20 protein-coding genes are annotated in these 21,711 nt (G+C 66.6%); 7 read left to right on the top strand and 13 right to left on the bottom strand.

Going from position 1 to position 21,711, the window contains the following annotated elements; genetic code table 11:
- The first annotated feature begins 34 nt into the window (after positions 1-34).
- Positions 35-1,237 (top strand): ribonucleotide-diphosphate reductase subunit beta, encoded by a 1,203-nt coding sequence (locus tag AC1DFC_RS19990; RefSeq protein ID WP_413315110.1) that lies wholly within the window; start codon positions 35-37, stop codon positions 1,235-1,237.
- Between the two features lie 196 nt (positions 1,238-1,433).
- The gene (locus AC1DFC_RS19985; protein ID WP_478179856.1) at positions 1,434-1,940 is read left to right on the top strand and encodes a histone H1-like DNA-binding protein; all 507 of its coding nucleotides are present in this window, start codon (positions 1,434-1,436) and stop codon (positions 1,938-1,940) included.
- Between the two features lie 82 nt (positions 1,941-2,022).
- Here the strand turns inward: AC1DFC_RS19985 and AC1DFC_RS19980 are convergent, their stop codons facing one another.
- From AC1DFC_RS19980 to AC1DFC_RS19950, 7 genes are all read right to left on the bottom strand, one after another.
- Positions 2,023-2,925 carry a carbohydrate kinase family protein gene (locus AC1DFC_RS19980; protein ID WP_007831433.1) on the bottom strand — a complete coding sequence of 301 codons (903 nt, stop codon included), beginning with the start codon at positions 2,923-2,925 and terminating at the stop codon, positions 2,023-2,025.
- A gap of 62 nt (positions 2,926-2,987) precedes the next feature.
- The gene (locus tag AC1DFC_RS19975; protein ID WP_007831431.1) at positions 2,988-4,331 is read right to left on the bottom strand and encodes a zinc-ribbon and DUF3426 domain-containing protein; all 1,344 of its coding nucleotides are present in this window, start codon (positions 4,329-4,331) and stop codon (positions 2,988-2,990) included.
- Positions 4,332-4,386: 55 nt separating this feature from the next.
- On the bottom strand, positions 4,387-5,271 hold the full coding sequence (prmA, locus tag AC1DFC_RS19970; protein ID WP_007831430.1) for a 50S ribosomal protein L11 methyltransferase: 885 nt from the start codon (positions 5,269-5,271) through the stop codon (positions 4,387-4,389).
- A gap of 14 nt (positions 5,272-5,285) precedes the next feature.
- Entirely contained in the window at positions 5,286-6,635 is a 1,350-nt protein-coding gene (gene accC / locus AC1DFC_RS19965; RefSeq protein WP_007831429.1) for an acetyl-CoA carboxylase biotin carboxylase subunit, read from the bottom strand.
- A gap of 2 nt (positions 6,636-6,637) precedes the next feature.
- Positions 6,638-7,108 (bottom strand): acetyl-CoA carboxylase biotin carboxyl carrier protein, encoded by a 471-nt coding sequence (accB, locus tag AC1DFC_RS19960; RefSeq protein ID WP_007831428.1) that lies wholly within the window; start codon positions 7,106-7,108, stop codon positions 6,638-6,640.
- Positions 7,109-7,208: 100 nt separating this feature from the next.
- Positions 7,209-7,754: a TlpA family protein disulfide reductase gene (locus AC1DFC_RS19955; RefSeq protein ID WP_413333375.1), complete on the bottom strand. Its 546-nt coding sequence runs from the start codon at positions 7,752-7,754 to the stop codon at positions 7,209-7,211.
- Positions 7,755-8,351, bottom strand: coding sequence for a hypothetical protein (locus AC1DFC_RS19950; protein WP_413333377.1), 597 nt, complete (start codon positions 8,349-8,351; stop codon positions 7,755-7,757).
- A 111-nt stretch (positions 8,352-8,462) separates the two neighbouring features.
- On the opposite strand from AC1DFC_RS19950, the gene mpl reads away from it, so the two are divergent.
- Both mpl and AC1DFC_RS19940 read left to right on the top strand, forming a co-directional pair.
- The gene (mpl, locus tag AC1DFC_RS19945; protein WP_413333379.1) at positions 8,463-9,866 is read left to right on the top strand and encodes a UDP-N-acetylmuramate:L-alanyl-gamma-D-glutamyl-meso-diaminopimelate ligase; all 1,404 of its coding nucleotides are present in this window, start codon (positions 8,463-8,465) and stop codon (positions 9,864-9,866) included.
- Positions 9,863-10,372 carry a cupin domain-containing protein gene (locus tag AC1DFC_RS19940; protein ID WP_413333381.1) on the top strand — a complete coding sequence of 170 codons (510 nt, stop codon included), beginning with the start codon at positions 9,863-9,865 and terminating at the stop codon, positions 10,370-10,372. Before mpl ends, AC1DFC_RS19940 begins: the two co-directional genes overlap by 4 nt.
- On the opposite strand, the gene AC1DFC_RS19935 is transcribed toward AC1DFC_RS19940, so the two are convergent.
- The 6 genes from AC1DFC_RS19935 to AC1DFC_RS19910 all read right to left on the bottom strand — a co-directional run bounded on the left by AC1DFC_RS19935 (position 10,369) and on the right by AC1DFC_RS19910 (position 17,650).
- A complete protein-coding gene (locus tag AC1DFC_RS19935; RefSeq protein ID WP_007831418.1) occupies positions 10,369-11,487 on the bottom strand; it encodes a 3-deoxy-7-phosphoheptulonate synthase in 1,119 nt (372 codons plus the stop codon). The two genes, AC1DFC_RS19940 and AC1DFC_RS19935, sit on opposite strands and share 4 nt — an antisense overlap.
- A gap of 228 nt (positions 11,488-11,715) precedes the next feature.
- Positions 11,716-12,249 (bottom strand): hypothetical protein, encoded by a 534-nt coding sequence (locus AC1DFC_RS19930; protein WP_478179855.1) that lies wholly within the window; start codon positions 12,247-12,249, stop codon positions 11,716-11,718.
- Positions 12,250-12,295: 46 nt separating this feature from the next.
- A complete protein-coding gene (tldD, locus tag AC1DFC_RS19925; RefSeq protein WP_478179854.1) occupies positions 12,296-13,756 on the bottom strand; it encodes a metalloprotease TldD in 1,461 nt (486 codons plus the stop codon).
- Between the two features lie 121 nt (positions 13,757-13,877).
- A complete protein-coding gene (gene rodA, locus AC1DFC_RS19920; RefSeq protein WP_007831412.1) occupies positions 13,878-15,032 on the bottom strand; it encodes a rod shape-determining protein RodA in 1,155 nt (384 codons plus the stop codon).
- A gap of 32 nt (positions 15,033-15,064) precedes the next feature.
- Positions 15,065-16,909 carry a sensor histidine kinase gene (locus AC1DFC_RS19915; RefSeq protein WP_413333384.1) on the bottom strand — a complete coding sequence of 615 codons (1,845 nt, stop codon included), beginning with the start codon at positions 16,907-16,909 and terminating at the stop codon, positions 15,065-15,067.
- Between the two features lie 6 nt (positions 16,910-16,915).
- On the bottom strand, positions 16,916-17,650 hold the full coding sequence (locus tag AC1DFC_RS19910; RefSeq protein ID WP_042673104.1) for a response regulator transcription factor: 735 nt from the start codon (positions 17,648-17,650) through the stop codon (positions 16,916-16,918).
- Positions 17,651-18,009: 359 nt separating this feature from the next.
- Here AC1DFC_RS19910 and AC1DFC_RS19905 point away from each other — a divergent pair, with 359 nt between their 5' ends.
- The 3 genes from AC1DFC_RS19905 to AC1DFC_RS19895 all read left to right on the top strand — a co-directional run bounded on the left by AC1DFC_RS19905 (position 18,010) and on the right by AC1DFC_RS19895 (position 21,704).
- Positions 18,010-18,603 (top strand): YqiA/YcfP family alpha/beta fold hydrolase, encoded by a 594-nt coding sequence (locus tag AC1DFC_RS19905; protein WP_042673102.1) that lies wholly within the window; start codon positions 18,010-18,012, stop codon positions 18,601-18,603.
- A 139-nt stretch (positions 18,604-18,742) separates the two neighbouring features.
- The gene (locus AC1DFC_RS19900) at positions 18,743-20,800 is read left to right on the top strand and encodes a ribonuclease catalytic domain-containing protein (protein WP_478179853.1); all 2,058 of its coding nucleotides are present in this window, start codon (positions 18,743-18,745) and stop codon (positions 20,798-20,800) included.
- Positions 20,801-20,849: 49 nt separating this feature from the next.
- Positions 20,850-21,704 carry a cell envelope integrity TolA family protein gene (locus AC1DFC_RS19895; RefSeq protein WP_007831398.1) on the top strand — a complete coding sequence of 285 codons (855 nt, stop codon included), beginning with the start codon at positions 20,850-20,852 and terminating at the stop codon, positions 21,702-21,704.
- The last annotated feature ends 7 nt before the right edge of the window (positions 21,705-21,711 follow it).

The raw sequence follows: 21,711 nt of genomic DNA, 5'->3' as shown, positions 1-21,711 counted from the left end.
GCGTTGCTCCGATAATTGAGCATTGGATTTTTCTATGTTGACCTGGGACGAAGAAGTCAAGCCCTCCTTACCAAAGGATATGCAGCAAGGATTGCAGCACCACAACGCATCGACCAGCGGTTCGCCCGCAGGCCGTGTGGTGGATGCTCCGACTTCGTCGCTCGCGCAAACTGCACAGCTTGCGCAGCAACACGCGATGCGTGCCGCGGCACCCGTCGCCCAGCGCGTCAAGGCTTCCGACAAGCGCATCATCAACGGTCAGACCGACGTCAACCAGCTGGTGCCGTTCAAGTACAAATGGGCCTGGGAAAAGTACCTCGCCACCTGCGCCAACCACTGGATGCCGCAGGAAGTGAACATGACGCGCGACATCGCGCTCTGGAAAGACCCGAACGGCCTGACCGAAGACGAGCGCCGCATCGTCAAGCGCAACCTCGGCTTCTTCGTGACCGCCGACTCGCTGGCCGCCAACAACATCGTGCTGGGCACCTACCGCCACATCACGGCGCCCGAATGCCGCCAGTTCCTGCTGCGCCAGGCCTTCGAGGAAGCGATCCACACGCACGCGTACCAGTACATCGTCGAGTCGCTCGGCCTGGACGAGAGCGAGATCTTCAACGCCTACAACGAAGTGCCGTCGATCCGCGAGAAGGACCAGTTCCTGATCCCGTTCATCGAAGCCATCAGCGACCCGCTCTTCAAGACCGGCACGCACGAGACCGACCAGACGCTGCTCAAGTCGCTCATCGTGTTCGCCTGCCTGATGGAGGGCCTGTTCTTCTACGTCGGCTTCACGCAGATCCTTGCGCTCGGCCGCCAGAACAAGATGACCGGCGCCGCCGAGCAGTACCAGTACATCCTGCGCGACGAGTCGATGCACTGCAATTTCGGCATCGACCTGATCAACCAGCTCAAGCTCGAGAACCCCGGCCTGTGGACGGCGGAGTTCAAGGCCGAGATCAAGGCGCTCTTCATGCGCGCCGTCGAGCTCGAATACAAATACGCCGAAGACACCATGCCTCGCGGCGTGCTCGGCATGAACGCCTCCATGTTCAAGGGCTACCTGCGGTACATCGCCAATCGGCGTGCGCAGCAGATCGGCCTCGAAACGCTCTTCCCGAACGAAGAAAATCCCTTCCCCTGGATGAGCGAAATGATTGACCTGAAGAAAGAGCGCAACTTTTTCGAAACCCGCGTGATCGAGTACCAGTCGGGTGGTGCGCTCTCCTGGGATTGAATCTTTCCGACAATAATTAATGAATTCAAGAATTGCCCTTGCCACCGATCGCGCCGAAGAGCGCGGCATGGACGAGGGCTCAGGTGTTCATGGTGCTGGGCTCAGATTCCAACGCCATGAATCGCTTCACGCTACCCAACGTGCGTGGAGTGCTTCAATAGGTTGATTTTTTCAACTTGATCAAGGAGAAATAGAAATGGCAACTGCAAAGAAAGCGCCGGCTAAGAAAGCCGCTGCAAAGAAGGCTCCGGCAAAGAAGGTCGCAGCCAAGAAGGCTCCCGCCAAGAAGGTAGCTGCGAAGAAGGCTCCGGCCAAGAAGGTCGCAGCGAAGAAGGCGCCTGCCAAGAAGGTAGCCGCGAAGAAGGCAGCACCGGCCAAGAAGGCCGCTGCCAAGAAGGCTCCGGCAAAGAAGGCCGTAGCAAAGAAGGCTCCTGCCAAGAAGGCGGCGGCGAAGAAGGCTCCTGCCAAGAAGGCAGCCGCGAAGAAGGCCCCTGCGAAGAAGGCTGCTGCCAAGAAGGCGCCTGCGAAAAAGGCCGCGGCCAAGAAAGCCGCGAAAAAGCCTGCTGCCAAGAAGCCTGCTGCGAAGAAGGCTCCCAAGGCCGCTGCGCCCGCCAAGGCCGCAGCCGTAGCGCCTGCCCCTGCAGCGCAAACGACGCTGAATCCTCAGGCAGCTTGGCCGTTCCCCACGGCCAGCAAGCCCTGAGTTTCTCAGCGGCCTTGAAGGCGCAAAGCCCGGTACCTTGCGGTGCCGGGCTTTTTTATTGGTGCTTCGGGAAGAAGGAAGATCAGAGGCCCAGGGCCTTTCGGTCGATCTCGTAGTTCTGCGGGCCGCGCTGCGCGATCTTGAGCGCACCGACCTTGTTGCCAAGTGCGGCGCATCGCGCCAGCGGCCAACCCTTTTCCAGACCGAACAGCAGCGCGCCGCGCCAGGCGTCGCCGCAACCCGTGGGCTCGACCACTTCGGTCGCGACCACGCCAGGCACATGCTCGCGCTCGCCATCGATCCATACCTCGCAGCCCTCGGCCGCCAGCGTAACGACCAGGCCGCGCACGCGCTTCGAGATCTCGGCCAGGCTCCAGCCGGTGCGCTGCGAAAGCATCTTGCCTTCGTAGTCGTTCACCACAACCCAGCTCGCAAGGTCGACGAAATGGCGCAGCGCCTCGCCGTCGAACATCGGCAGGCCCTGGCCCGGATCGAACACGAACGGGACATCCGCGGCGGCGAACTGCTCCGCGTGCTGCAGCATCGCGTCGCGGCCATCGGGCGCGATGATGCCGAGCTTGATGTCGTCACGCGCCGCCACTTTCGTGATGTGCGCCTGCTGCATCGCTCCGGGGTGGAAGGCGGTGATCTGGTTGTTGTCGACGTCGCTCATGATCATCGCCTGCGCGGTGAAGGTGTCGTCGAGCTGGCGCACGAACCCGGTATCGATGCCCAGCGAGCGCATGCGCTCGAGGTACGACGCGCCGTCGCTGCCGAGCGTGGCCATGGGCAGCGCGGTGCCCCCCAATGCATTGAGGCTGTAGGCGATGTTGCCCGCGCAGCCGCCGAAGTCACGACGCAGGGTCGGCACCAGGAACGACACATTGAGAATGTGCAACTGGTCCGGAAGGATCTGGTCGGCGAACCGGCCCTCGAAAGTCATGATGGTGTCGAATGCGAGGGAACCGCAAATCACTGCTGCCATGGGTGCACCGTTGGTAAAAGAATTGGGGAGGAAAAAGGACGCGTGCAGGCAGGCGCCGCCGCTCAGGGATAGAAAGCTTCGACGCGATAGCCCGCGATGGGCGGCAGCGCCGCGGCCTCCGAGGCGGACAAGGCCAGGGGCAGCGAGGCCGCGCGGTCGGCGCGGGCCGGCAGTACCGCCGGCGCGCCATAGTCCGCCGGCATCAGCACGCGACGCACCACGGCGCGCTCCTGCGTGTCGAGCAGCGAGAGCTCGACGGCCGGCATGGCGAGCGGCACGGTCGCGCCATTGCGCAGGGTGAAGCTCAGGCGGTAGTCGTTGCCTCCGCTCTTCTCACGCGCGAAGGCCGCGCCTTCGATGACGATGTCGCCAATCTGGCGCAGGGCAGCGAGTTCGCAGCCGGTGTGCTGGCACAGCGCCGCGAGGGCAGGCCGCAGGTTCGGCTGGCGCGCCGCGATGCCGTCGCGCTCATGGCGAATGACCTGAACGACGAGCAGCAGCACGGCGAGCACCGCCAGCAAGATCAGCACGATGCGCACACCCTTGCGCTGCCAGAAGCTGGGCGCCTTCTCGGCAAGCTCGTCCTCGTCCGCGAGGGGATGGCCCACCGGCAGCTCCAAGTCCGAGGAGAACGCAGGGGCAGGCTCGCTTTCGCTCTCGGATTGCACCACCACGGCCGGCGCCTTCGCGGCTGCACGCTCCTCGCGGGCCTTGGCGCTCGCGATCTTGGCCGACTTGATGCGGGCCCGGCGCAGCGCTTTCTGCATCTGCACCTGGTCATGGTCCTTCTCTTGCTGCTGGCGCTCTCCCTCCCCATCGTCGTCGATGCTCGCATGCTCGATCAGCGCGCGCGTCCTGATGCGCGAGGCAACGGGCAGCGGCGGCGCTGGAGGCGACGGCGCTGGGGGCGGCGAAGCGAGGTTCAGGTCGATGTTCGGAAACGGTGGCAGCGTGCTCGGCGGCGGCTTCCACGCGGGTTCGCTGGCGTCGAGGTCGGACCACGGCTCGTCAATGCCGTGTTCGGGCAATGACAGCGAGAACGCCGGCGGCGACACAGCCGCGGGTGACGGTGCGGATGCCGGAACTCCCGGTGGCAGCGTGTGCAGAGGTTGTGGCTCGGGCTCGTCGCCGACGAAATCCGCATCTTCCGCCGGCTGCCGGCGTTCCGGAGGGGGCGTCGCTTCGGACTCCGGGGAAGATTCGACCAGTCCCGGCATGTAGCCGCCACCCGGTACCGGCGGCGACGCATTTGCCGGGGCGCCATCTGGCGCCTCGTGCAGATCGAGCGTGGCGTCGAACACGTGGCTGCACCGGCCACAGCGCACCCAGCCGTCCGAAATGCGAAGCTGGTCGCGCACCACCTTGAAGGTGGTGGTGCAGGCAGGGCAGCGCGTGACGAGACTCATGACCGGGCGATTGTAGGGTTGCGCCCTCGCCGCGAGAGGGGCGCGATGCGGTGGCTCAGCAGCGCGCGGTCATGAGGATCCAGCCGTCCTCGGTGTCGCTGACTTCGAGCGCGGCGTAAGGCGCGTAGGCTTCCTTCAACTCGTCGGCCTGGCGCTCGAGAATGCCGGCCAGCACCAGCGATCCACCCGCCCTCACATGGCTGCGCAGCAGCGGCGCGAGCACCTTGAGCGGCGTGGCCAGGATGTTGGCGAGCACGGTGTCGTAGTGGCCCTTGGCCGCTTCGGGCAGGCCGGCGTTCAGCCGGACGCCGTTGGCCTCGGCATTGAGCCGGGTCGAGGAGACCGCGGCTTCATCGATGTCGACGGCGTCGATCTCGGCTGCACCGAACTTCGCCGCACCGATCGCGAGAATGCCGGAGCCGCAGCCGTAGTCGAGCACGCGCTGGCTGCCGAGCGTGCCTTGCGTGGCGATCCATCGCAGGCACATGCGCGTGGTGGGATGCGTGCCGGTGCCGAAGGCCAAGCCGGGGTCTAGCCGGATCACCTGCCTGGCCTGCCCGGGCGGCTCGTGCCACGTCGGCACGATCCAGAACTCGGGCGTGATCTCGACCGGCGCGAATTGCGATTGCGTGAGGCGTACCCAGTCCTGCTCGGGCACGGGCGCGATGCCGAGCACCTCGCAGCCTTCGAAGAAGTCCTGCAGCACCAGCACCGACGCGGCCTCTTTCGCGAGCGCCTCGTTGGGGAACAGCGCGATCACGCGCGAACGCTGCCAGCCTTCTTTCGGCGGCGGCATGCCCGGTTCGCCGAACAGTGCCTGCTCTGCATCGGTCTGCGCGTCGGCGTCTTCCACCGACACGCTCAATGCATCGAGTGCATCGAGCGCTTCACCGAGCGTTTCGACCCGGTCTTCCGGCGCCATCAGGCGGAGTTCGAACATCGCGACGTCCCGGGTCAGCGCTTGTGCGCAGCCAGCCACTCTTCGAGGTAGTGGATGTTGGTGCCGCCCGTCATGAACTTGGAATCGACCATCAGTTCGCGGTGCAGCGGAATGTTGGTCTGGATGCCTTCGATCACGGTCTCGTTGAGCGCCGTGCGCATGCGGGCCATGGCCTGCTCGCGCGTGTCGCCGTAGACGATGATCTTGCCGATCATCGAGTCGTAGTTCGGCGGCACGAAGTAGTTGGTGTACGCGTGCGAATCGACGCGAACGCCCGGGCCGCCCGGCGGATGCCACATCGTGATGCGGCCTGGCGACGGCGTGAACTTCCACGCGTCCTCGGCATTGATGCGCACCTCGATGGCATGGCCGTGCATCTGGATCTGGCGCTGCGTGAACGGCAGCTTCTCGCCGGCCGCGACCATGATCTGCGTCTTGACGATGTCGATGCCCGTGGTGAACTCCGTCACCGGGTGCTCCACCTGCACGCGCGTGTTCATCTCGATGAAATAGAACTCGCCGTTTTCGTAGAGAAACTCGAAGGTGCCGGCGCCGCGATAGTTGATCTTCTTGCAGGCGGCAGCGCAGCGTTCGCCGATCTTCTCGATCAGCTTGCGCGGAATGCCCGGGGCGGGCGATTCCTCGATCACCTTCTGGTGGCGGCGCTGCATGGAGCAGTCGCGCTCGCCCAGGTAGACCGCGTTCTTGTGCTTGTCCGCGAGGATCTGGATCTCGATGTGGCGCGGGTTCTGGAGAAACTTCTCCATGTACACGGCCGGGTTGCTGAAGGCCGCGCCGGCTTCCGCCTTGGTCATCTGGATCGCATTGACCAGCGCCGCCTCGGTGTGCACCACGCGCATGCCGCGGCCACCACCGCCGCCCGCCGCCTTGATGATGACCGGGTAGCCGATGGCACGCGCGATGCGCTTGTTGGTGGCGGCGTCGTCCGAGAGTTCGCCCTCGGAGCCGGGCACGCACGGCACGCCGGCCTTGATCATGGCCTGCTTGGCCGACACCTTGTCGCCCATCGTGCGGATGTTGTCGGGCGTCGGGCCGATGAACTGGAAACCGCTTTGCTCCACGCGCTCGGCGAAGTTCGCGTTCTCGCTCAGGAAGCCATAGCCGGGGTGGATGGCTTCGGCGTCGGTCACTTCGGCCGCCGAAATGATCGCCGGCATGTTGAGGTAGCTCTGCGCCGACGGGGCCGGACCGATGCACACCGCTTCTTCGGCGAGCTTGACGTACTTCGCTTCGCGGTCAGCCTCGGAATAGACCATCACGGCCTTGATGCCGAGTTCACTGCAGGCACGCTGAATCCGGAGTGCAATCTCCCCCCGGTTCGCAACCAGAATCTTCTTGAACATGGTCACTCGATGATGAACAGCGGCTGTCCGTATTCGACCGCCTGGCCGTTTTCGCCGAGGATCTGGGTGATCGTGCCGGATTTGTCGGCTTCGATTTCGTTGAGGATCTTCATCGCTTCGATGATGCAGACGGTGTCGCCCTCGGTGACCTTACTGCCGACCTCGACGAACGCCGGGGCGCCCGGGCTGGACGAACGGTAGAAGGTGCCGACCATCGGCGACTTCACGGCATGGCCTGCCGGAGCGGCTTCGGCTGCCGGTGCGCCGGCCACGGCGGATGCCGCCGGAGCACCAGCGGTGACTGCCGGTGCAGCGGCCGCCTGAGGCGCTGCCAGGGTTTGCACATACTGCACGGGGGCGGCACCACCGCCCTTGACGATGCGAACCTTGCCTTCGGTTTCCGTGATTTCCAGTTCGGAAATATTCGATTCGGACACCAAATCGATCAGTGTCTTGAGTTTGCGCAGATCCATGGGACTCCAGTGCCGGCTGAGCCGGTCTTCAGGATATAACTTGTTCGAAAATCGGTGATTTTCGGCTTTCGGCGTCTAACGCCAGCGTAAGGAAGTGATTCTAACCGTGAACCAGTTCACGCCGCCAAGTGTTCAGGTCGGCAGCATCGAGCTTGCCCATTTTACGGGCGGCCACGGAGCCGTTCGCATTCAGGACCAGCGTGAAGGGCAAACCGCCGCCCGTGTTGCCTAGATTCTTGACCAGCTCCGTGCCCTGCAAGCCGGCCAGGCCCGTCGGATAGGTCACCGGCGTACGCTGCAGAAACTTGCGCACGGCACTCGGCTGGTCGATGGCCAATCCGACCACTTGCCAGCCATTAGCACCCTGTTCGCGGAAAAAGGCGTCGATCAGGGGCATTTCCTCGACGCATGGCGGGCACCACGTCGCCCAGAAGTTGAGCAGCAGCGGCTTGCCGCGCAAGCTCGACAGCACGAGGTCACCGCCCTCCGGCCGCTCGAAACTCTGGGCCCAGAAGGCCGCGTCGAGCATCTCACCGCCCGTGCCGCTGCTGCGCTCCTTCCACCAGGCGCCGCCAAACCCGGCGGCCGCAGCCGCTGCCGCCACGCCGGCATAAAGCATGCCGCGTCGGGTGGGCGAAGAAATCATTCACTTGTCCTTTTCTTGTTCGATCAGTCGGCGCAGCGCAGCCAGGTCGCCCCGCGGCGCGCGCCCCTGGGCGTCGGGCTTCAGGGCACCGCGCAGGTCGTCGAGGTCGTAGACCAGCAGGTGCACACCGATCTCCTCGCCGAGCACGCGGCTCGGAGCATGCACGCTCAAGGCCTCGACCTGCTCGCCGTGGAAGCCGGTCACCATGCGCGGCTCATAGTCCACATGGTGATCAATTAAGGCGATTTCGGCCGATTTGGAGTCATCGCAGAACAACTGAATATAAATGTCCGACAACCGTGTCGCCGTTCCGTGCCACACGGCACCGCCCACATGGGGGCGGAACGCGGCCATGCGCTCCATCCACTCGAGCGCGAGCAGCCGCAACACATGCAGTTCCTGAGGCTGGGTGTCGGCGCAGAAAAGCTCAATGTACTCGCGCACCTCGGCCTCGACCTCGTCGTTGTTCGGCAGCGCGGTGCGCGCCGAAAGGCCCAGGTCGCGCAGGGCCCGGCGCTTGGCCGGGCCGTATTCCAGCCCCTCCTCGACGACGAGGCGGGCAGCAGCAGCGGCAATTTCACGCTTGGACGTGTCCATCGGGGCATTTTGCCCGCAGTAGGCACCCCTCACATGAACATCAGTACGAAGAGCGGGAGAAACACGCGGCCCCGGCACGGGCGCGGCGTGCCGCTTCCCTAGAATCGACCGATGCACATTCATATTCTGGGTATCTGCGGCACATTCATGGGCGGCGTGGCCGCCCTGGCGCGCGAGGCAGGCCACCGGGTCACGGGCTGCGACGCCGGCGTGTACCCGCCGATGAGCGACCAGCTGCGCGCCCTCGGCATCGACCTGATCGAGGGTTTCGGCGCCGACCAGCTCTCCCTGGCACCGGACATGTTCGTGGTCGGCAACGTGGTGTCCCGGGCACGGCTGCCTGACGGCAGCCCCAAGTTCCCGCTGATGGAGGCCATCCTCGACGCCGGCAAGCCCTACACCAGCGGCCCGCAATGGCTGGCCGAACACGTGCTGCTGGGCCGCCATGTGCTGGCCGTGGCCGGCACGCATGGCAAGACGACGACCACGTCGATGCTGGCCTGGGTGCTGGAAAAAGGCGGCAAGGCACCCGGCTTCCTGGTGGGCGGCGTGCCGCTGGACTTCGGCGTCTCGGCCCGGTTGGGCGACGGCCCGGCCTTCGTGATCGAGGCCGACGAGTACGACACGGCCTTCTTCGACAAGCGCAGCAAGTTCGTGCACTACCGGCCGCGCACCGCCGTGCTGAACAACCTCGAGTTCGATCATGCCGACATCTTCGACGATCTTGCCGCCATCGAACGCCAGTTTCATCACCTCGTGCGCACGGTGCCGGGCACCGGCCGGGTGGTGGTAAACGCTGCCGAAGAAAGCCTGCAGCGCGTGCTGGCCCAGGGCTGCTGGAGCGAACTCGCGCGCTTCGGTGCCGGGGGCGAATGGCAGGCGCGCGGCTCGCACGACGCCTTCGACGTGCTGCAGCGGGGCGAAGTCGTCGGCCGGGTCGAATGGGAGCTCTCGGGCCTGCACAACCAGATGAATGCGCTGGCCGCCATCGCCGCGGCCGAGCACGTGGGTGTGGCGCCGGCCGAAGCGGCCCGGGCGCTGGGCAGCTTCCGCAATGTGCGCCGGCGCATGGAACTGCGCGGCACAGTCGAGCACAACGGCGGGGCGATCACGGTCTACGACGATTTCGCGCATCATCCGACGGCCATCCGCACCACGCTCGACGGCCTGCGCCAGAAGCTCGACGCGGCCGGCAAGCAAAGTGAGCGCATCCTCGCGGCCTTCGAACCGCGCAGCAACACGATGAAGCTGGGCGTCATGGCAGCGCAGTTGCCGTGGAGCCTGGAGTCGGCCGACCTGTCGTTCTGCCACACGGCGGGGCTCGACTGGGACGCGGCGGCGGCGCTTGCGCCGATGGGCGCGCGCGCGCAGGTGGCCGGGGCCATCGAGCCGCTCGTGAGGCAGGTCGTGGCCGCCGCCCGGCCGGGCGATCACATCGTCTGCATGAGCAACGGCGGCTTCGGCGGCGTGCACGACAAACTGCTTGCGGCGCTACGCGCCACCCACGCATCATGAGCGCCATGCGCGCGCGTGAGCTGATCGACGCCCTGAAGCTCCAGCACCACCCCGAGGGCGGCTGGTATGCCGAGGTGTTCCGATCGCCCGCCAGCGTGGAGCCCGTCGACGGCCGCGCGCCCCGCAGCGCGCTGACCAGCATCTACTTCCTGCTCGAAGCAAACCAGCATTCGCGCTGGCACCGAGTGCTGTCCGACGAGGTCTGGGTTCATCTTGAAGGCGTGCCGCTGGCACTGTGGACCTGCGACGCCGCGATGCGCACGGCGCCGGCCCACGTGAAGCTGGGCCCGGTCGATGTACACGGCACGCGCCCCCAGCACGTGGTGCCCGCCGGCCAATGGCAGGCCGCCCGGCCGATTCAGGGCCACAGCTCGGGCGACTACACGCTGGTCGCCTGCATGGTCGGGCCGGGCTTCGATTTCGCCGACTTCTCGATGGTCCCGACCGACAGCAGCGAGGCTGCGTCGATGCGGCACCACTGGCCCGACCTGGCCGAAATGCTTTAACCCCGGCGCTGCTTGACCGCTTGCGAGAGCGTGTCGAGCACCTGCACCGAATCGTCCCAGCCGATGCAGGCGTCGGTGATGCTCTTGCCGTACTCGAGGCCCGACAGCTGGTCCTTGCCCGGCGTGAACTTCTGGGCGCCCGGCTGCAGGTGGCTTTCGACCATCACGCCGAACACGCGGTTGGAGCCGCCGGCGATCTGCGCAGCGATGTCCTGCGCCACGTCGATCTGCTTCTGGTGCTGCTTGGAGCTGTTGGCGTGGCTGCAGTCGACCATCAGCGTGGGCGGCAGCTTGGCGGCTTCCAGGTCCTTGCAGGCGGCCTCGACGCTGGCGGCGTCGTAGTTCGGCGCCTTGCCGCCACGCAGGATCACGTGGCAGTCGCGATTGCCGTTGGTCTGCACGATGGCGACCTGGCCATTCTTGTGCACCGACAGGAAGTGATGGCCGCGCGCCGCCGCCTGGATGGCGTCGGTGGCGATGCGGATGTTGCCGTCGGTGCCGTTCTTGAAGCCGATCGGAGCCGACAGGCCCGAGGCCAGTTCGCGGTGCACCTGGCTTTCGGTGGTGCGCGCGCCGATGGCGCCCCAGGAAATCAGGTCGCCGATGTACTGCGGCGAGATCACGTCGAGGAACTCGCTGCCCGCCGGCAGGCCCAGGCGGTTGATGTCGATCAGCAGCTGGCGCGCGATGCGCAGGCCTTCGTCGATGCGAAAGCTCTCGTCGAGGTACGGGTCGTTGATGAGGCCCTTCCAGCCGACCGTCGTGCGCGGCTTCTCGAAGTACACGCGCATCACGATCTCGAGCGTGCCGGCGTATTTCTCGCGTTCGACCTTGAGGCGGCGGGCGTATTCGAGCGCGGCGGCCGGGTCATGGATCGAGCAGGGACCCATGATCACCAGCAGCCGGTCGTCCTTGCCGGCCATGATGTTGTGGATGCTGCGGCGCGTGCCTTCGATCAGCGTTTCGACCGGCGTGCCGCGGATCGGGAAGAAGCGGATCAGATGTTCGGGAGGGGGCAGCACGTTGATGTCCTTGATGCGTTCGTCGTCGGTCTTGCTGGTTTTTTCGACGCTCGCATACCAGCTGTCGCTGGCGGGGGCAGTGTTCGTGCTCATGGGTGCTTCCTTGTTGGAGTGAATGTCGTCAGGGCATAAAAAAACCGCCGGGGGCTTGAGGCCACCGGCGGTTTTGGGAGGGTGTTCGTTTGCTTTACGCGCTCGCCTCTCGTCCGCCGGAAACCGGGAACCAAAAGTAGGCAAAGAAATAAGCGCGAAGAGCGGACATGGAGGCGAAATGTAGCACGGAAAGAAAAATCCCGGTCAAGCGGCCGGGATGTGCGTTGTTTATCGGTAGCCCGATTCGTTCGGGTTGTGGATGATCCAGATCAGGTTGCCGCTGGAGTAGTCGCCCATGCCGCCGCCCGCGAAGACCAGCCGCCCCTGCCCCTTGTAGGTCATTTCGTAGCGGTGGCGGTCGCTGCCGAAATAGAACGGAATGAAGGCCTTGCCGGTGACGTAGGCCCCCTGGTCGGTCGGCGGGCCCGCGAGGTCCGTGACCTGCCTGGCGCTCATGCCGATCTGCAGGCGCGCGAACTTGCTGTTGCGCGCCGGGTTGCCGGTGATCTCGCCTTCGTAGCCGTTCAGGCCCTTGACGGTGCGGCCGCTGCCAGCCTCGACCTTGGAGGAATCGACCACGTTGCCCTGGGCATCCATGCCGGCCTTCGCGCCGCCGCGGGCCGGTGCGGCGGGAGCGGCCGCGGGTGCCGGCGCAGCCGCGCCCTGGCTGCCGCCGCGCGACGCGCAGCCTGCGCCTGCCAGCGCCACCGTTGCAGTCACGGCCCACAGGGTCGCGGACGAATTGATCCTGATCCTCATCATCGAAAGCTCCTTCCTAGTTTGTGAAGGAGCGCAGCTTAGCAAGCTCTCAGGCCGTTCCGCCTACGGTCAAACCATCGATGCGCAGGGTCGGCTGGCCGACGCCCACGGGCACGCTCTGGCCTTCCTTGCCGCAGGTGCCGACGCCGGAGTCGAGCGCCATGTCGTTGCCGATCATGGTCACGCGGGTGAGCGCGTCGGGGCCGTTGCCCACGATGGTCGCGCCCTTCACGGGGTACTGGATCTTGCCGTTCTCGACCCAGTAGGCCTCGCTGGCCGAGAACACGAACTTGCCGCTCGTGATGTCGACCTGCCCGCCGCCGAAGTTGGTGGCGTACAGGCCCTTCTTGATGCTGGCGACGATTTCCTTCGGGTCCTTGTCGCCGCCGAGCATGTAGGTGTTCGTCATGCGCGGCATCGGCACGTGGGCGTAGCTCTCGCGGCGGCCGTTGCCGGTGGGCTTGACCTTCATGAGGCGCGCGTTGAGCGCATCCTGGATGTAGCCCTTGAGGATGCCGTCCTCGATCAGCACGTTGCGCTGGCTGGCGTTGCCCTCGTCATCGACGTTGAGCGAGCCGCGGCGGTCGGCAATGGTGCCGTCGTCGAGCACGGTGACGCCCTTGGCCGCCACGCGCTGGCCGATGCGGCCCGAGAACGCGCTGGAGCCCTTGCGGTTGAAGTCGCCCTCGAGCCCGTGGCCGATGGCCTCGTGCAACAGGATGCCGGGCCAGCCGGAGCCGAGCACCACGGTCATTTCGCCGGCCGGGGCCGGGCGCGCGTCGAGGTTGGTCAGCGCGGCCTTCACGGCGTGGCCGACGTATTCGGCGATCTGCTCGTCGGTGAAATAGGCCAGGCCGAAACGCCCGCCGCCGCCGCCGGAGCCGATTTCGCGGCGGCCGTTCTGCTCGGCGATCACTGTGACCGACAGGCGCACCAGCGGGCGCACGTCGGCGGCCAGCGTGCCGTCGGCGCGGGCCACGAGCACCACGTCGTATTCGCTTGCGAGGCCGGCCATGACCTGCGCGACGCGCGGATCGCGCGAGCGGGCCAGTCTTTCGACCTTTTCGAGCAGCTTCACCTTGGCGGTGCTGTCGAGCGTGGCGATGGGGTCGATGCCGTCGTAGAGCGAGCGGCTGGAGGCGATCTTGCGGGTCGCCGTCTTCACGCGGCCGGTGCGGCCAGCGGAGGAAATGGAGCGGACCGTGCGCGCCGCGTCGAGCAGCGAGGCTTCGGAAATATCGTCGGAGTAAGCGAAGGCGGTTTTCTCGCCACTGACCGCGCGCACGCCAACGCCCTGGTCGATGCTGAAGCTGCCGGTCTTGACGATGCCCTCTTCGAGGCTCCAGCCTTCGCTGCGGGTGTACTGGAAGTACAGGTCGGCGTCGTCCACCCGGTGCGCGGTGATCTCGGCCAAGGCCTTGCTCAGGTGCGATTCGTCGAGTCCGAACGGCGTGAGCAGGAGCTGTTGCGCCGTGGCGAGGCGCTCGATGGTGGGTTCGCGAGAGATCATTTCAGGATTCTATGGCTCGCCCCCAGGCTGCGCGCACTTCGCGTCGCTTCGCCTTCCCCCTGCCGGGGACACCAGAGGCCCGGCAAGGCCGGTTCCCCGGTGTTCCTGGCCTGGGGGTGCGCTAGCTTTGAGCCAGTTTTCGGGCCCGGGCGATGGACATCAGGATGCCCAGCCCCAGCCCCAGCGTCACCATGGCGGTGCCGCCGTAGCTGATGAACGGCAGCGGCACCCCCACCACCGGCAAAATGCCGCTCACCATGCCCATGTTCACGAAGGCATAGGTGAAGAAAATCATCGTCACCGCTCCCGCCAGCAGGCGCGAGAACAGGGTGGCCGCGTTGGTCGCGATGACCAGCCCGCGAAAGACCAGCAGGATGAAGGCCGAGATCAGCGCCAGGTTGCCCATCAGCCCGAACTCCTCGGAATACGCGGCAAAGATGAAGTCGGTGGTGCGCTCGGGAATGAACTCGAGGTGCGTCTGGGTGCCCTGCATGAAGCCCTTGCCGCCCACCCCGCCCGAACCGATGGCGATCATCCCCTGGATGATGTGGAAGCCCTTGCCCAGCGGGTCCTTGCTGGGGTCGAGCAGCGTGCACACGCGCTGCTTCTGGTAGTCGTGCAGCACGCGCCAGTCGACCCCGTCGGCGCACAGCCTCGACTCGAAACCCACGATCAGCGTGACGGCCACCGCGCCGATCAGCACCGGCGGCACGATCAGCTTCCATGGCAGCCCGGCAAAGAAGATCACCGCCAGCCCGGCCGCCAGCACCAGCAGCGAGGTGCCTAGGTCGGGCTGCTTCATGATGAGGCCGACCGGCACCGCCAGCAGCACCGTCGCCACCACGAAATCGAGTGGCCGCAGCTGGCCCTCGCGCCGCTGGAACCACCAGGCCAGCATCAGCGGCATCGCGATCTTCAGGATTTCGCTGGGCTGGATCACGACGCCCACGTTGATCCAGCGCGTGGCGCCCTTCTTGGTGATGCCGAACAGCGCCACCGCCACCAGCAGGGCCACGCCCATCGTGTAGAGCGGCACGGCCGCCAGCATCAGCCGCTGCGGCGGCACCTGCGCCACCGCGAACATGATGAAGCCGGCCAGCAGCATGTTGCGGCCATGGTCGACGAAGCGCGAGCCGTGGTCGTAGCCGGAGGAATACATGGTCAGCAGCCCGGCGAACGCGAGCAGCAGCACGGCGAAGGCCAGAAAGCCGTCGAAGCCCTGGAAGATGGGCGCGATGCGACGCGCCAGGGAGGGCTGGTTGAACACGGCAGACATGGGGGCGGATTATCCCTGCCCCGCCAGCCCCCTCAATCGAATTCGAGCTGAACGACCGTGCGCCCGGGTCGGCTTTCCACCGCCAGCCGGGCCCCGATGGCCCCCGAGCGCTCCGCCAGCGACCGCGGCAGGTGCTTCACCGCGTCGAAGCCCTTGCCGTTGTCGATCACCCGCAGCTGCACCGTCTTGCCCTGCATGCCGGCTTCGAACCGCAGCACGGTGGCCTGCGCATGCTGCAGCACGTTGGAGATCGCCTCGAACAGCAGGAACTGCAACTGCCGCATGCCCAGCGCGTCGAGCCCCTCCACCGGCTCCACCTCGTCCACCGCCCATTCGAACTCGATGCCCGCCGCCGCCAGCCGGGGCTCCAGCCGGTAGCGCGCCGCCGCCAGCAGCGCGCCCACGTCGCCCGGCGGCAGGTGGATCGAATCGATCGACAGCTTCAGCTGGTCCAGCGAATCGCGCAGCGTGCGCAGCAGGTCGCCCGAGCTGCTCTGACCCGACTGCAGCTGCCGGATCGCCGAGCTGATGTGCGAGCCCACGCCGTCGTGCATCTCGCGCAGGATGCGTTCGCGCTCGTGGGTGCGCGCCTGGTCGCGCGCCGCCGCTTCGAGCTCTGCGTAGGTGGCCGCGAGCTCGCGCTCGCGCTGGGCCACCCGCTCGGCGAGCGCCGCGACCGAGCCGCGCGCCTGCACGCTCGCCGCGCGAAAGCGCCGCAGCACGATCAGCAGCAGCGCCACGCCGAAGAACACCGACGAATAGCGCACCCAGGTGGTCTCGCCGTAGGCGTCGCCGAGGCGGATCACCAGCCAGTCGCGCGTGCCGAAGGCCACCGTCACCAGGGCAGCGCCGGCCACCAGCAGCCGCTCTGCGTTCGGTTTGCGCAGGGTGGCGACCGCGAAGGCACCGGCGAAGGCCAGGACGAAAACGATCTCGACGGCGAGCCAGCCGGTGAGCCACATCGGCTCGTCGCGCTGCAGCGACAGCGCACTGGACAACACCGTCCCGGCCACGACGCCCGCGATCGGCCACCGCACCCACCGGCCGCGGCGCTCGCGCGCCCATCCCGCGAGGTGATAGGCGAACATCATGGAAGAGGCTGCCCAGCCCGCATAGCAGGCGGCCATCAGCACGCCCCATGGCCCCCAGGACAGCGGCGGCTCCGCGATCACGCCGTCGGCCACCCGCAGCGCCCAGCAGAACTCGGCCAGCGCGGCCCAGAAGTAGATGCCGTCGCGCCGCTGCGCGCCCCTGGCATCGGCGTCGACCTGCGTCAGCCACAGCGCCAACGCGATGCCGCCCACGATCAGGCTGAAGGCCATCAGCAGCACCGAGCCGGTGAAGCGCCATGCGTAGGCACTCTCGAAGAGTTCGTTGCGCACCGGCGTGGCCGGCCCGATGACCACCCGCGAAAGCCCCGCGCGCCGCGCGGTGTCGGCGCGCAGCCGGATCTGCAGGAGGTTGTCGCCCGTTCGCAGCAGGCGCCCGGGCACCGGCACGTAGATGGGCGCCTTGGCGTAGTCGGCATCATTGCCGCGGCTCAGGTCGCCGTAGACCTGCAGCAGCGCGTCGTTGAGCTGCACCTCGAAAACGTTGCCGACGCGCGGGATGAAGATGCCCCACGGTGTCTCGGGCACGGCCTCGAGCCTGAACGGCAGATCGAAGCTCGCCAGGCCGGGACGCCCCTGGTGCCGGCGGTCCCAGTGGTAGGGCAGCTCGACAGGCCCCGTGCGCGTGGTGCCGTCGACAGAGGTCGTGACGGTGCCCTGGCGCAGTTCGATCGGTGCCTCGTACGCGGCCGCGCCGCAGACGCCGGGGATACCCGCGAAGAGCATCGCCAGCCAAAGCACCAGCAGCAGCACCCGACTTGGTCGCATCTGCGTTCAGCCCGGATGAGACAACAGGCCGAGACGCGTCGCTTCGAAAACCGCCTCGCTCTTGGAATGCACGGCGAGCTTTCCGTAGAGATTCTTGATGTGGGTCTGCACCGTGTGCACGCTCAGGCCTTTGAGCCGCGCGATTTCCGCGTACGAGAAGCCGCGAGCGATGAGCGTCAGCACCTCGTGCTCGCGCGCCGACAGCAGGCCGCGGTCGGACTCTTCCGCGGCGGCTTCGGGCGCTGCCCCCGGCGCCGCGCCGGGAGGGGCTGCCGATTGCAGGCTGCGGTACTTCGCGAGCACGCGCCGCGCGATCATGGGCGAGATCGGGGAGGCGCCAGCCTTCATCTCCACGATGGTCTGCGCGATGTCCTCCGGTGCGGCGTCCTTGTGGATGTAGCCCACGGCCCCTGCTTCGATGCTGGCGAGCACGTTCTCCTCGTCGCCGAAGACCGACACCACCAGCGGCTCGCAGCCAGGAAAGCGCGCGACCGCGTCCCGGATCACGTCGAGGCCCGTGCCGTCGGGCATGCCGAGGTCGACCAGCAGCACGTCGGGAATGGTGGCGGTGCGGGCCAGCCATCCCAGCGCTTCCTGCACCGTTCCGGCGCTGCCGAGCCAGAAAAGGCGTGGGCTGCGCTGCACGCTGGCCTCGAAAAAGGCACGCGCGCGGCTGTCGTCTTCGACAACGAGCACACCCCAGCGGTGCAGCGTCGCGTCCTCCTGAGCCTCAGTGTTCATGGGCAGAGCATAAGCCTCGGCGCCCCCACCGAATCCGTACGCGCCTACCCGGTTCATGGGATGCACATCGCAAGGCTCCACGAAACCGCGCTTTTCCGAGGCGAGCCCCTCTCTCGCATGTGACGTAGCCCGAACGCAGGCCACCTGCACCCCTCGGCCATCACATGAGTACTTTTGGATTCCGCGTACACAGGGTGCCCACGCGCCCCAGGCCTCAGTAAGCTATAGCGTTCCCGAAGAACCCCCGCACAGCGGGCTTTTCGTATGTTGGAAGCGGCCTCGCGAGAACAGACCTCATGCAGAATTACCCGGTCCCGCCAAGCGAGGTGCAACAGCCGCACCTCCCGTCCTTTCCTCGCATGGATGCGCACACCACTCACCTGCTCTATCTGCACGGCTTCCGTTCTTCGCCTCGTTCGACCAAGGCCCGGATCGTCGCGGAACGCGTGGCGCAGCGCCACCCGAACCTGCAGTGGTGGTGCCCGCAATTGCCGCCGTCGCCGCACGATGCCATCGACATGGTGATGAAGGGCATCGCGCATTGGCCGCGCAAGTCGATGGCGGTGGTGGGCTCGTCGCTCGGCGGGTACTACGCGACCTACGTGGCCGGCATGACGCGCTGCCGCGCGGTGCTGCTCAATCCGGCCGTGCATCCCGCACGCGACCTCACGCGCTACATCGGCGACCAGACCCTCTGGCACGACCCGGCCGAGCATTTCTACTTCCGCCCCGAATACATCCACGAACTGCGTGCGATGGAAGTCGGCCCGCTCACGCGGCCCGAGCGCGTCTTCGCCATCATCGCCAAGGGCGACGAAGCGCTCGACTGGCATGAGATGTCCGCGCGCTATCCCGACAGCAACATCAAGCTGCTCGAAGGCAGCGACCACGCCCTCTCCGACTTCGAGAAAGCGCATCTCGACGACGTCATGGCGTTCATCAACCCGATCTAGGTACACCCCCGGGCTTCGCGCACTTCATGTCGCTGCGCCAATCCCCCTGCAGGGGGGCGATGCCTGCGGCCCGGCAAGGCCGGTTCCGCTGCATCCTGGAATTGGATCGCGCCGGTTTTCAGCGTGGGACAATCGAGGGATGTTTGTATTGTTTGAAGAAGCCGGCAAGTACCTCGGCGGCCGCGTGCTATCGGAGGCCGAGGCGTCGGCACAGGTCGAACTCGACACCGGCAAGCGCGTCAAGGTCAAGGGCGCCAACATCGTGCTGCGTTTCGAGAAACCGTCGCCCACCGACCTGATCGCCGAGGCGCGCACGCTCGCCGCCGCCATGGACCTCGACCTCGCCTGGGAATTCGCGGCCGAGGGGGAATTCGGCTTTGCCGATCTCGCAGCCGATTATTTCAGCGACAAGCCCTCGCTGGCGCAGCAGGCCGCCGCCCTGTTCGCGCTGTTCGAGGCGCCGCACTATTTCCGCCGCGCGGGCAAGGGGCGCTTCAAGAAGGCACCGGCCGAGATCGTGCAGCAGGCGCTGGCCGCCATCGAGAAGAAAAAAGCCATCCAGGCGCAGATCGCCGAATGGGCCGCGCAATTGGCCGAAGGCGTGTGCCCCGCACCGGTGCGCGAGCAGCTCTACAAGATCCTGTTCCGCCCCGACAAGAACGCCCCCGAATACAAGGCCGTGGTCGACGCCTCGCGCGCCACGCAGCGCCCGCCGCTCGATCTGCTGGAGCGCGCCGGCGCCATCGACTCGCCCTACCAGTTCCACTGGCGCCGCTTCCTGTTCGAGAACTTTCCCAAGGGCACCGGTTTCCCCGCGCTCGCGGCACCGGCCATCGTGGACGACCTGCCGGTGGCGTCCGGCTTGCAGGCCTTCTCGATCGACGATTCGCAGACCACCGAGATCGACGACGCGCTCTCGGTGCAAGGCCTGGGCACGGGCACCGTCACGGTCGGCATCCACATCGCGGCGCCGGCTCTGGCGCTGACGCCGGGCAGCGCCATCGACAACGTGGCGCGTGCGCGCATGTCGACGGTCTACATGCCGGGCTACAAGATCACGATGCTGCCCGACGACGTGGTCAACACCTACACCCTGCTCGAAGGCGGTGACCGGCCTGCCGTGTCGCTCTATGCGCGCTTCGACGAAGCCACGCTGGAACTGCAAGCCACCGAAACGAAACTGGAGCGCGTGCCGATCGTGGCCAACCTGCGCCACGACCAGCTCGACAGCGTCGTCACGCAGCCTTGGCTGGAGGACGGCGCGTTCCAGAGCGACGACACGCCCGAAGCCGCCGCGAACCTGCGCGCCCCGCTCTCCTTCCTGTTCCGCCTCGCCAAGCAGTTGAAGGCGCAGCGCGAGGTGGTGCGCGGCAAGCCCGAGAACTTCAACCGGCCCGACTACAACTTCCGCCTCGTCGGCAACGACGGCGAGCCCACCGGCAGCGAGCAGGTGCAGATCAGCACGCGCCAGCGCGGCGCGCCGCTCGACCTGATCGTGTCCGAGGCGATGATCCTGGCCAACAGCAGCTGGGGCGGCTGGCTCGGCGAACTGGGCGTGCCCGGCCTCTACCGCAGCCAGGCGAGCCTCGCGCCCGGCATCAAGGTGCGCATGGGCACGCGCGCGCTGCCGCATGCGGGCCTGGGCGTGAAGAGCTACGCGTGGAGCACCTCGCCGCTGCGCCGCTATACCGACCTCGTGAACCAGTGGCAGATCATCGCGGCGGCGCGCCACGGCAAGACCGCTGCACTGGCCGCGCCTTTCAAGCCGAAGGACGCCGACCTGTTCTCGATCCTCTCCGGCTTCGACGCGGCCTATGCCACGTACAACGCCTACCAGGGCGGCATGGAACGCTTCTGGACGCTGAAGTACCTGCAGCAGCAGGGCATCACCGAACTCGAAGCCACCGTCATCAAGGACCTGCCGAACGGCGCGCTGGTGCGTGCCGACACGCTGCCGCTGGTGTTCCCGGTGGCCGGCCAGCAGGAACGCGGCGCACGGCTGCGCGTGAAGCTCGGCGAGATCGACGAGATCGCGCTCGACGTGACCGGCACCGTGCTCGAACGCCTCGACGCGCCGAAGGCCGATGCGGCCGTCGACGAAGAGAGCGGAGAGGAAGAAGAGGTGGTCGCAGGCCCGATCGCCATTGCCGTCGACCTGAGCGACAGCGAAGCCGCACCCGAAAACACGCCAGCATGAACTTCGGCAGCTCGTCCGGAGAAATGCGCCCCCTGGAGGAATTTCGAGAATGAACTTCAAGGACCTCAGCACGCTGCAGATTGCACTGGGCGTGTCGGTCATTGCGCATGCCGTGCTGCTCGCGGTGCGCTTCGTCGATCCCGAATCGTTCAACAAGGTCTTCAGCGACACGCCGCTCGAAGTGATCCTGGTCAACACAAGGACCAACGACAAGCCCGACCCCAGCGCCCGGCTGCGGGCGCAGACCTCGCTTGCGGGCGGCGGCGACCTCGACAAGGGCCGCGCAACCAGCCCGCTGCCGCCGTCGAGCTTCACCACCGTCGGTGATTCGTTCGAGGACGCGCAGCGCAAGGTCGATGCGATGCAGACCGAGCAGTTGCAGATGCTCACCCAGCTCAAGCGCGAGCTCGCCGCAATGCCTGCGCCCGACCCGCGCAACCCCGGCGACCCGACCGAGGCCACGGCGCAGGAAGAAAAGCGCCGGCAGATGATCAACCTGCTGGCCGAGATCGAGCGCCGCGTGAACGAGGAAAACGCACGCCCGAAGAAGCGCTTCCTGAGCCCCTTCACGCGGGAAGCGGCCTTCGCGAGCTACGTGGACTCGCTGCGCCGCCGGGTGGAAGCCCAGGGCACAGCCAACTTTCCGACGCTCGCCGGCAAGAAGCTCTATGGCGAGCTCACGATGACCATCACGGTCAACTTCGACGGCCGACTGCTCTCGACGGTGGTCGATGAAAGCTCGGGCGCTCCCGTGCTGGACCGCCGCGCCCAGGCCATCGTCGCCAGCGTCGGCAACTTCGGCAAGTTCACCGATGCGATGCGCAAGGAGCATGCGGACCAGATCGTGATCCGGCCGCACTTCCGGTTTGCACACGACGGGTCGGTCGAACTCTCCTCGCAGTAGACGACAA

This window comes from Variovorax sp. 10L421, assembly GCF_056395365.1.
Note: the sequence above shows the minus strand (reverse complement) of the source record. Positions and strands in the feature narration are given on the sequence as shown.

Coding starts and splice junctions, on each gene's coding strand:
- AC1DFC_RS19990 (WP_413315110.1), top strand. CDS start 35: ATGTTGACCTGGGACGAAGAAGTCAAGCCCTCCTTACCAAAGGATATG.
- AC1DFC_RS19985 (WP_478179856.1), top strand. CDS start 1,434: ATGGCAACTGCAAAGAAAGCGCCGGCTAAGAAAGCCGCTGCAAAGAAG.
- AC1DFC_RS19980 (WP_007831433.1), bottom strand. CDS start 2,925: ATGGCAGCAGTGATTTGCGGTTCCCTCGCATTCGACACCATCATGACT.
- AC1DFC_RS19975 (WP_007831431.1), bottom strand. CDS start 4,331: ATGAGTCTCGTCACGCGCTGCCCTGCCTGCACCACCACCTTCAAGGTG.
- prmA (WP_007831430.1), bottom strand. CDS start 5,271: ATGTTCGAACTCCGCCTGATGGCGCCGGAAGACCGGGTCGAAACGCTC.
- accC (WP_007831429.1), bottom strand. CDS start 6,635: ATGTTCAAGAAGATTCTGGTTGCGAACCGGGGGGAGATTGCACTCCGG.
- accB (WP_007831428.1), bottom strand. CDS start 7,108: ATGGATCTGCGCAAACTCAAGACACTGATCGATTTGGTGTCCGAATCG.
- AC1DFC_RS19955 (WP_413333375.1), bottom strand. CDS start 7,754: ATGATTTCTTCGCCCACCCGACGCGGCATGCTTTATGCCGGCGTGGCG.
- AC1DFC_RS19950 (WP_413333377.1), bottom strand. CDS start 8,351: ATGGACACGTCCAAGCGTGAAATTGCCGCTGCTGCTGCCCGCCTCGTC.
- mpl (WP_413333379.1), top strand. CDS start 8,463: ATGCACATTCATATTCTGGGTATCTGCGGCACATTCATGGGCGGCGTG.
- AC1DFC_RS19940 (WP_413333381.1), top strand. CDS start 9,863: ATGAGCGCCATGCGCGCGCGTGAGCTGATCGACGCCCTGAAGCTCCAG.
- AC1DFC_RS19935 (WP_007831418.1), bottom strand. CDS start 11,487: ATGAGCACGAACACTGCCCCCGCCAGCGACAGCTGGTATGCGAGCGTC.
- AC1DFC_RS19930 (WP_478179855.1), bottom strand. CDS start 12,249: ATGATGAGGATCAGGATCAATTCGTCCGCGACCCTGTGGGCCGTGACT.
- tldD (WP_478179854.1), bottom strand. CDS start 13,756: ATGATCTCTCGCGAACCCACCATCGAGCGCCTCGCCACGGCGCAACAG.
- rodA (WP_007831412.1), bottom strand. CDS start 15,032: ATGTCTGCCGTGTTCAACCAGCCCTCCCTGGCGCGTCGCATCGCGCCC.
- AC1DFC_RS19915 (WP_413333384.1), bottom strand. CDS start 16,909: ATGCGACCAAGTCGGGTGCTGCTGCTGGTGCTTTGGCTGGCGATGCTC.
- AC1DFC_RS19910 (WP_042673104.1), bottom strand. CDS start 17,650: ATGAACACTGAGGCTCAGGAGGACGCGACGCTGCACCGCTGGGGTGTG.
- AC1DFC_RS19905 (WP_042673102.1), top strand. CDS start 18,010: ATGGATGCGCACACCACTCACCTGCTCTATCTGCACGGCTTCCGTTCT.
- AC1DFC_RS19900 (WP_478179853.1), top strand. CDS start 18,743: ATGTTTGTATTGTTTGAAGAAGCCGGCAAGTACCTCGGCGGCCGCGTG.
- AC1DFC_RS19895 (WP_007831398.1), top strand. CDS start 20,850: ATGAACTTCAAGGACCTCAGCACGCTGCAGATTGCACTGGGCGTGTCG.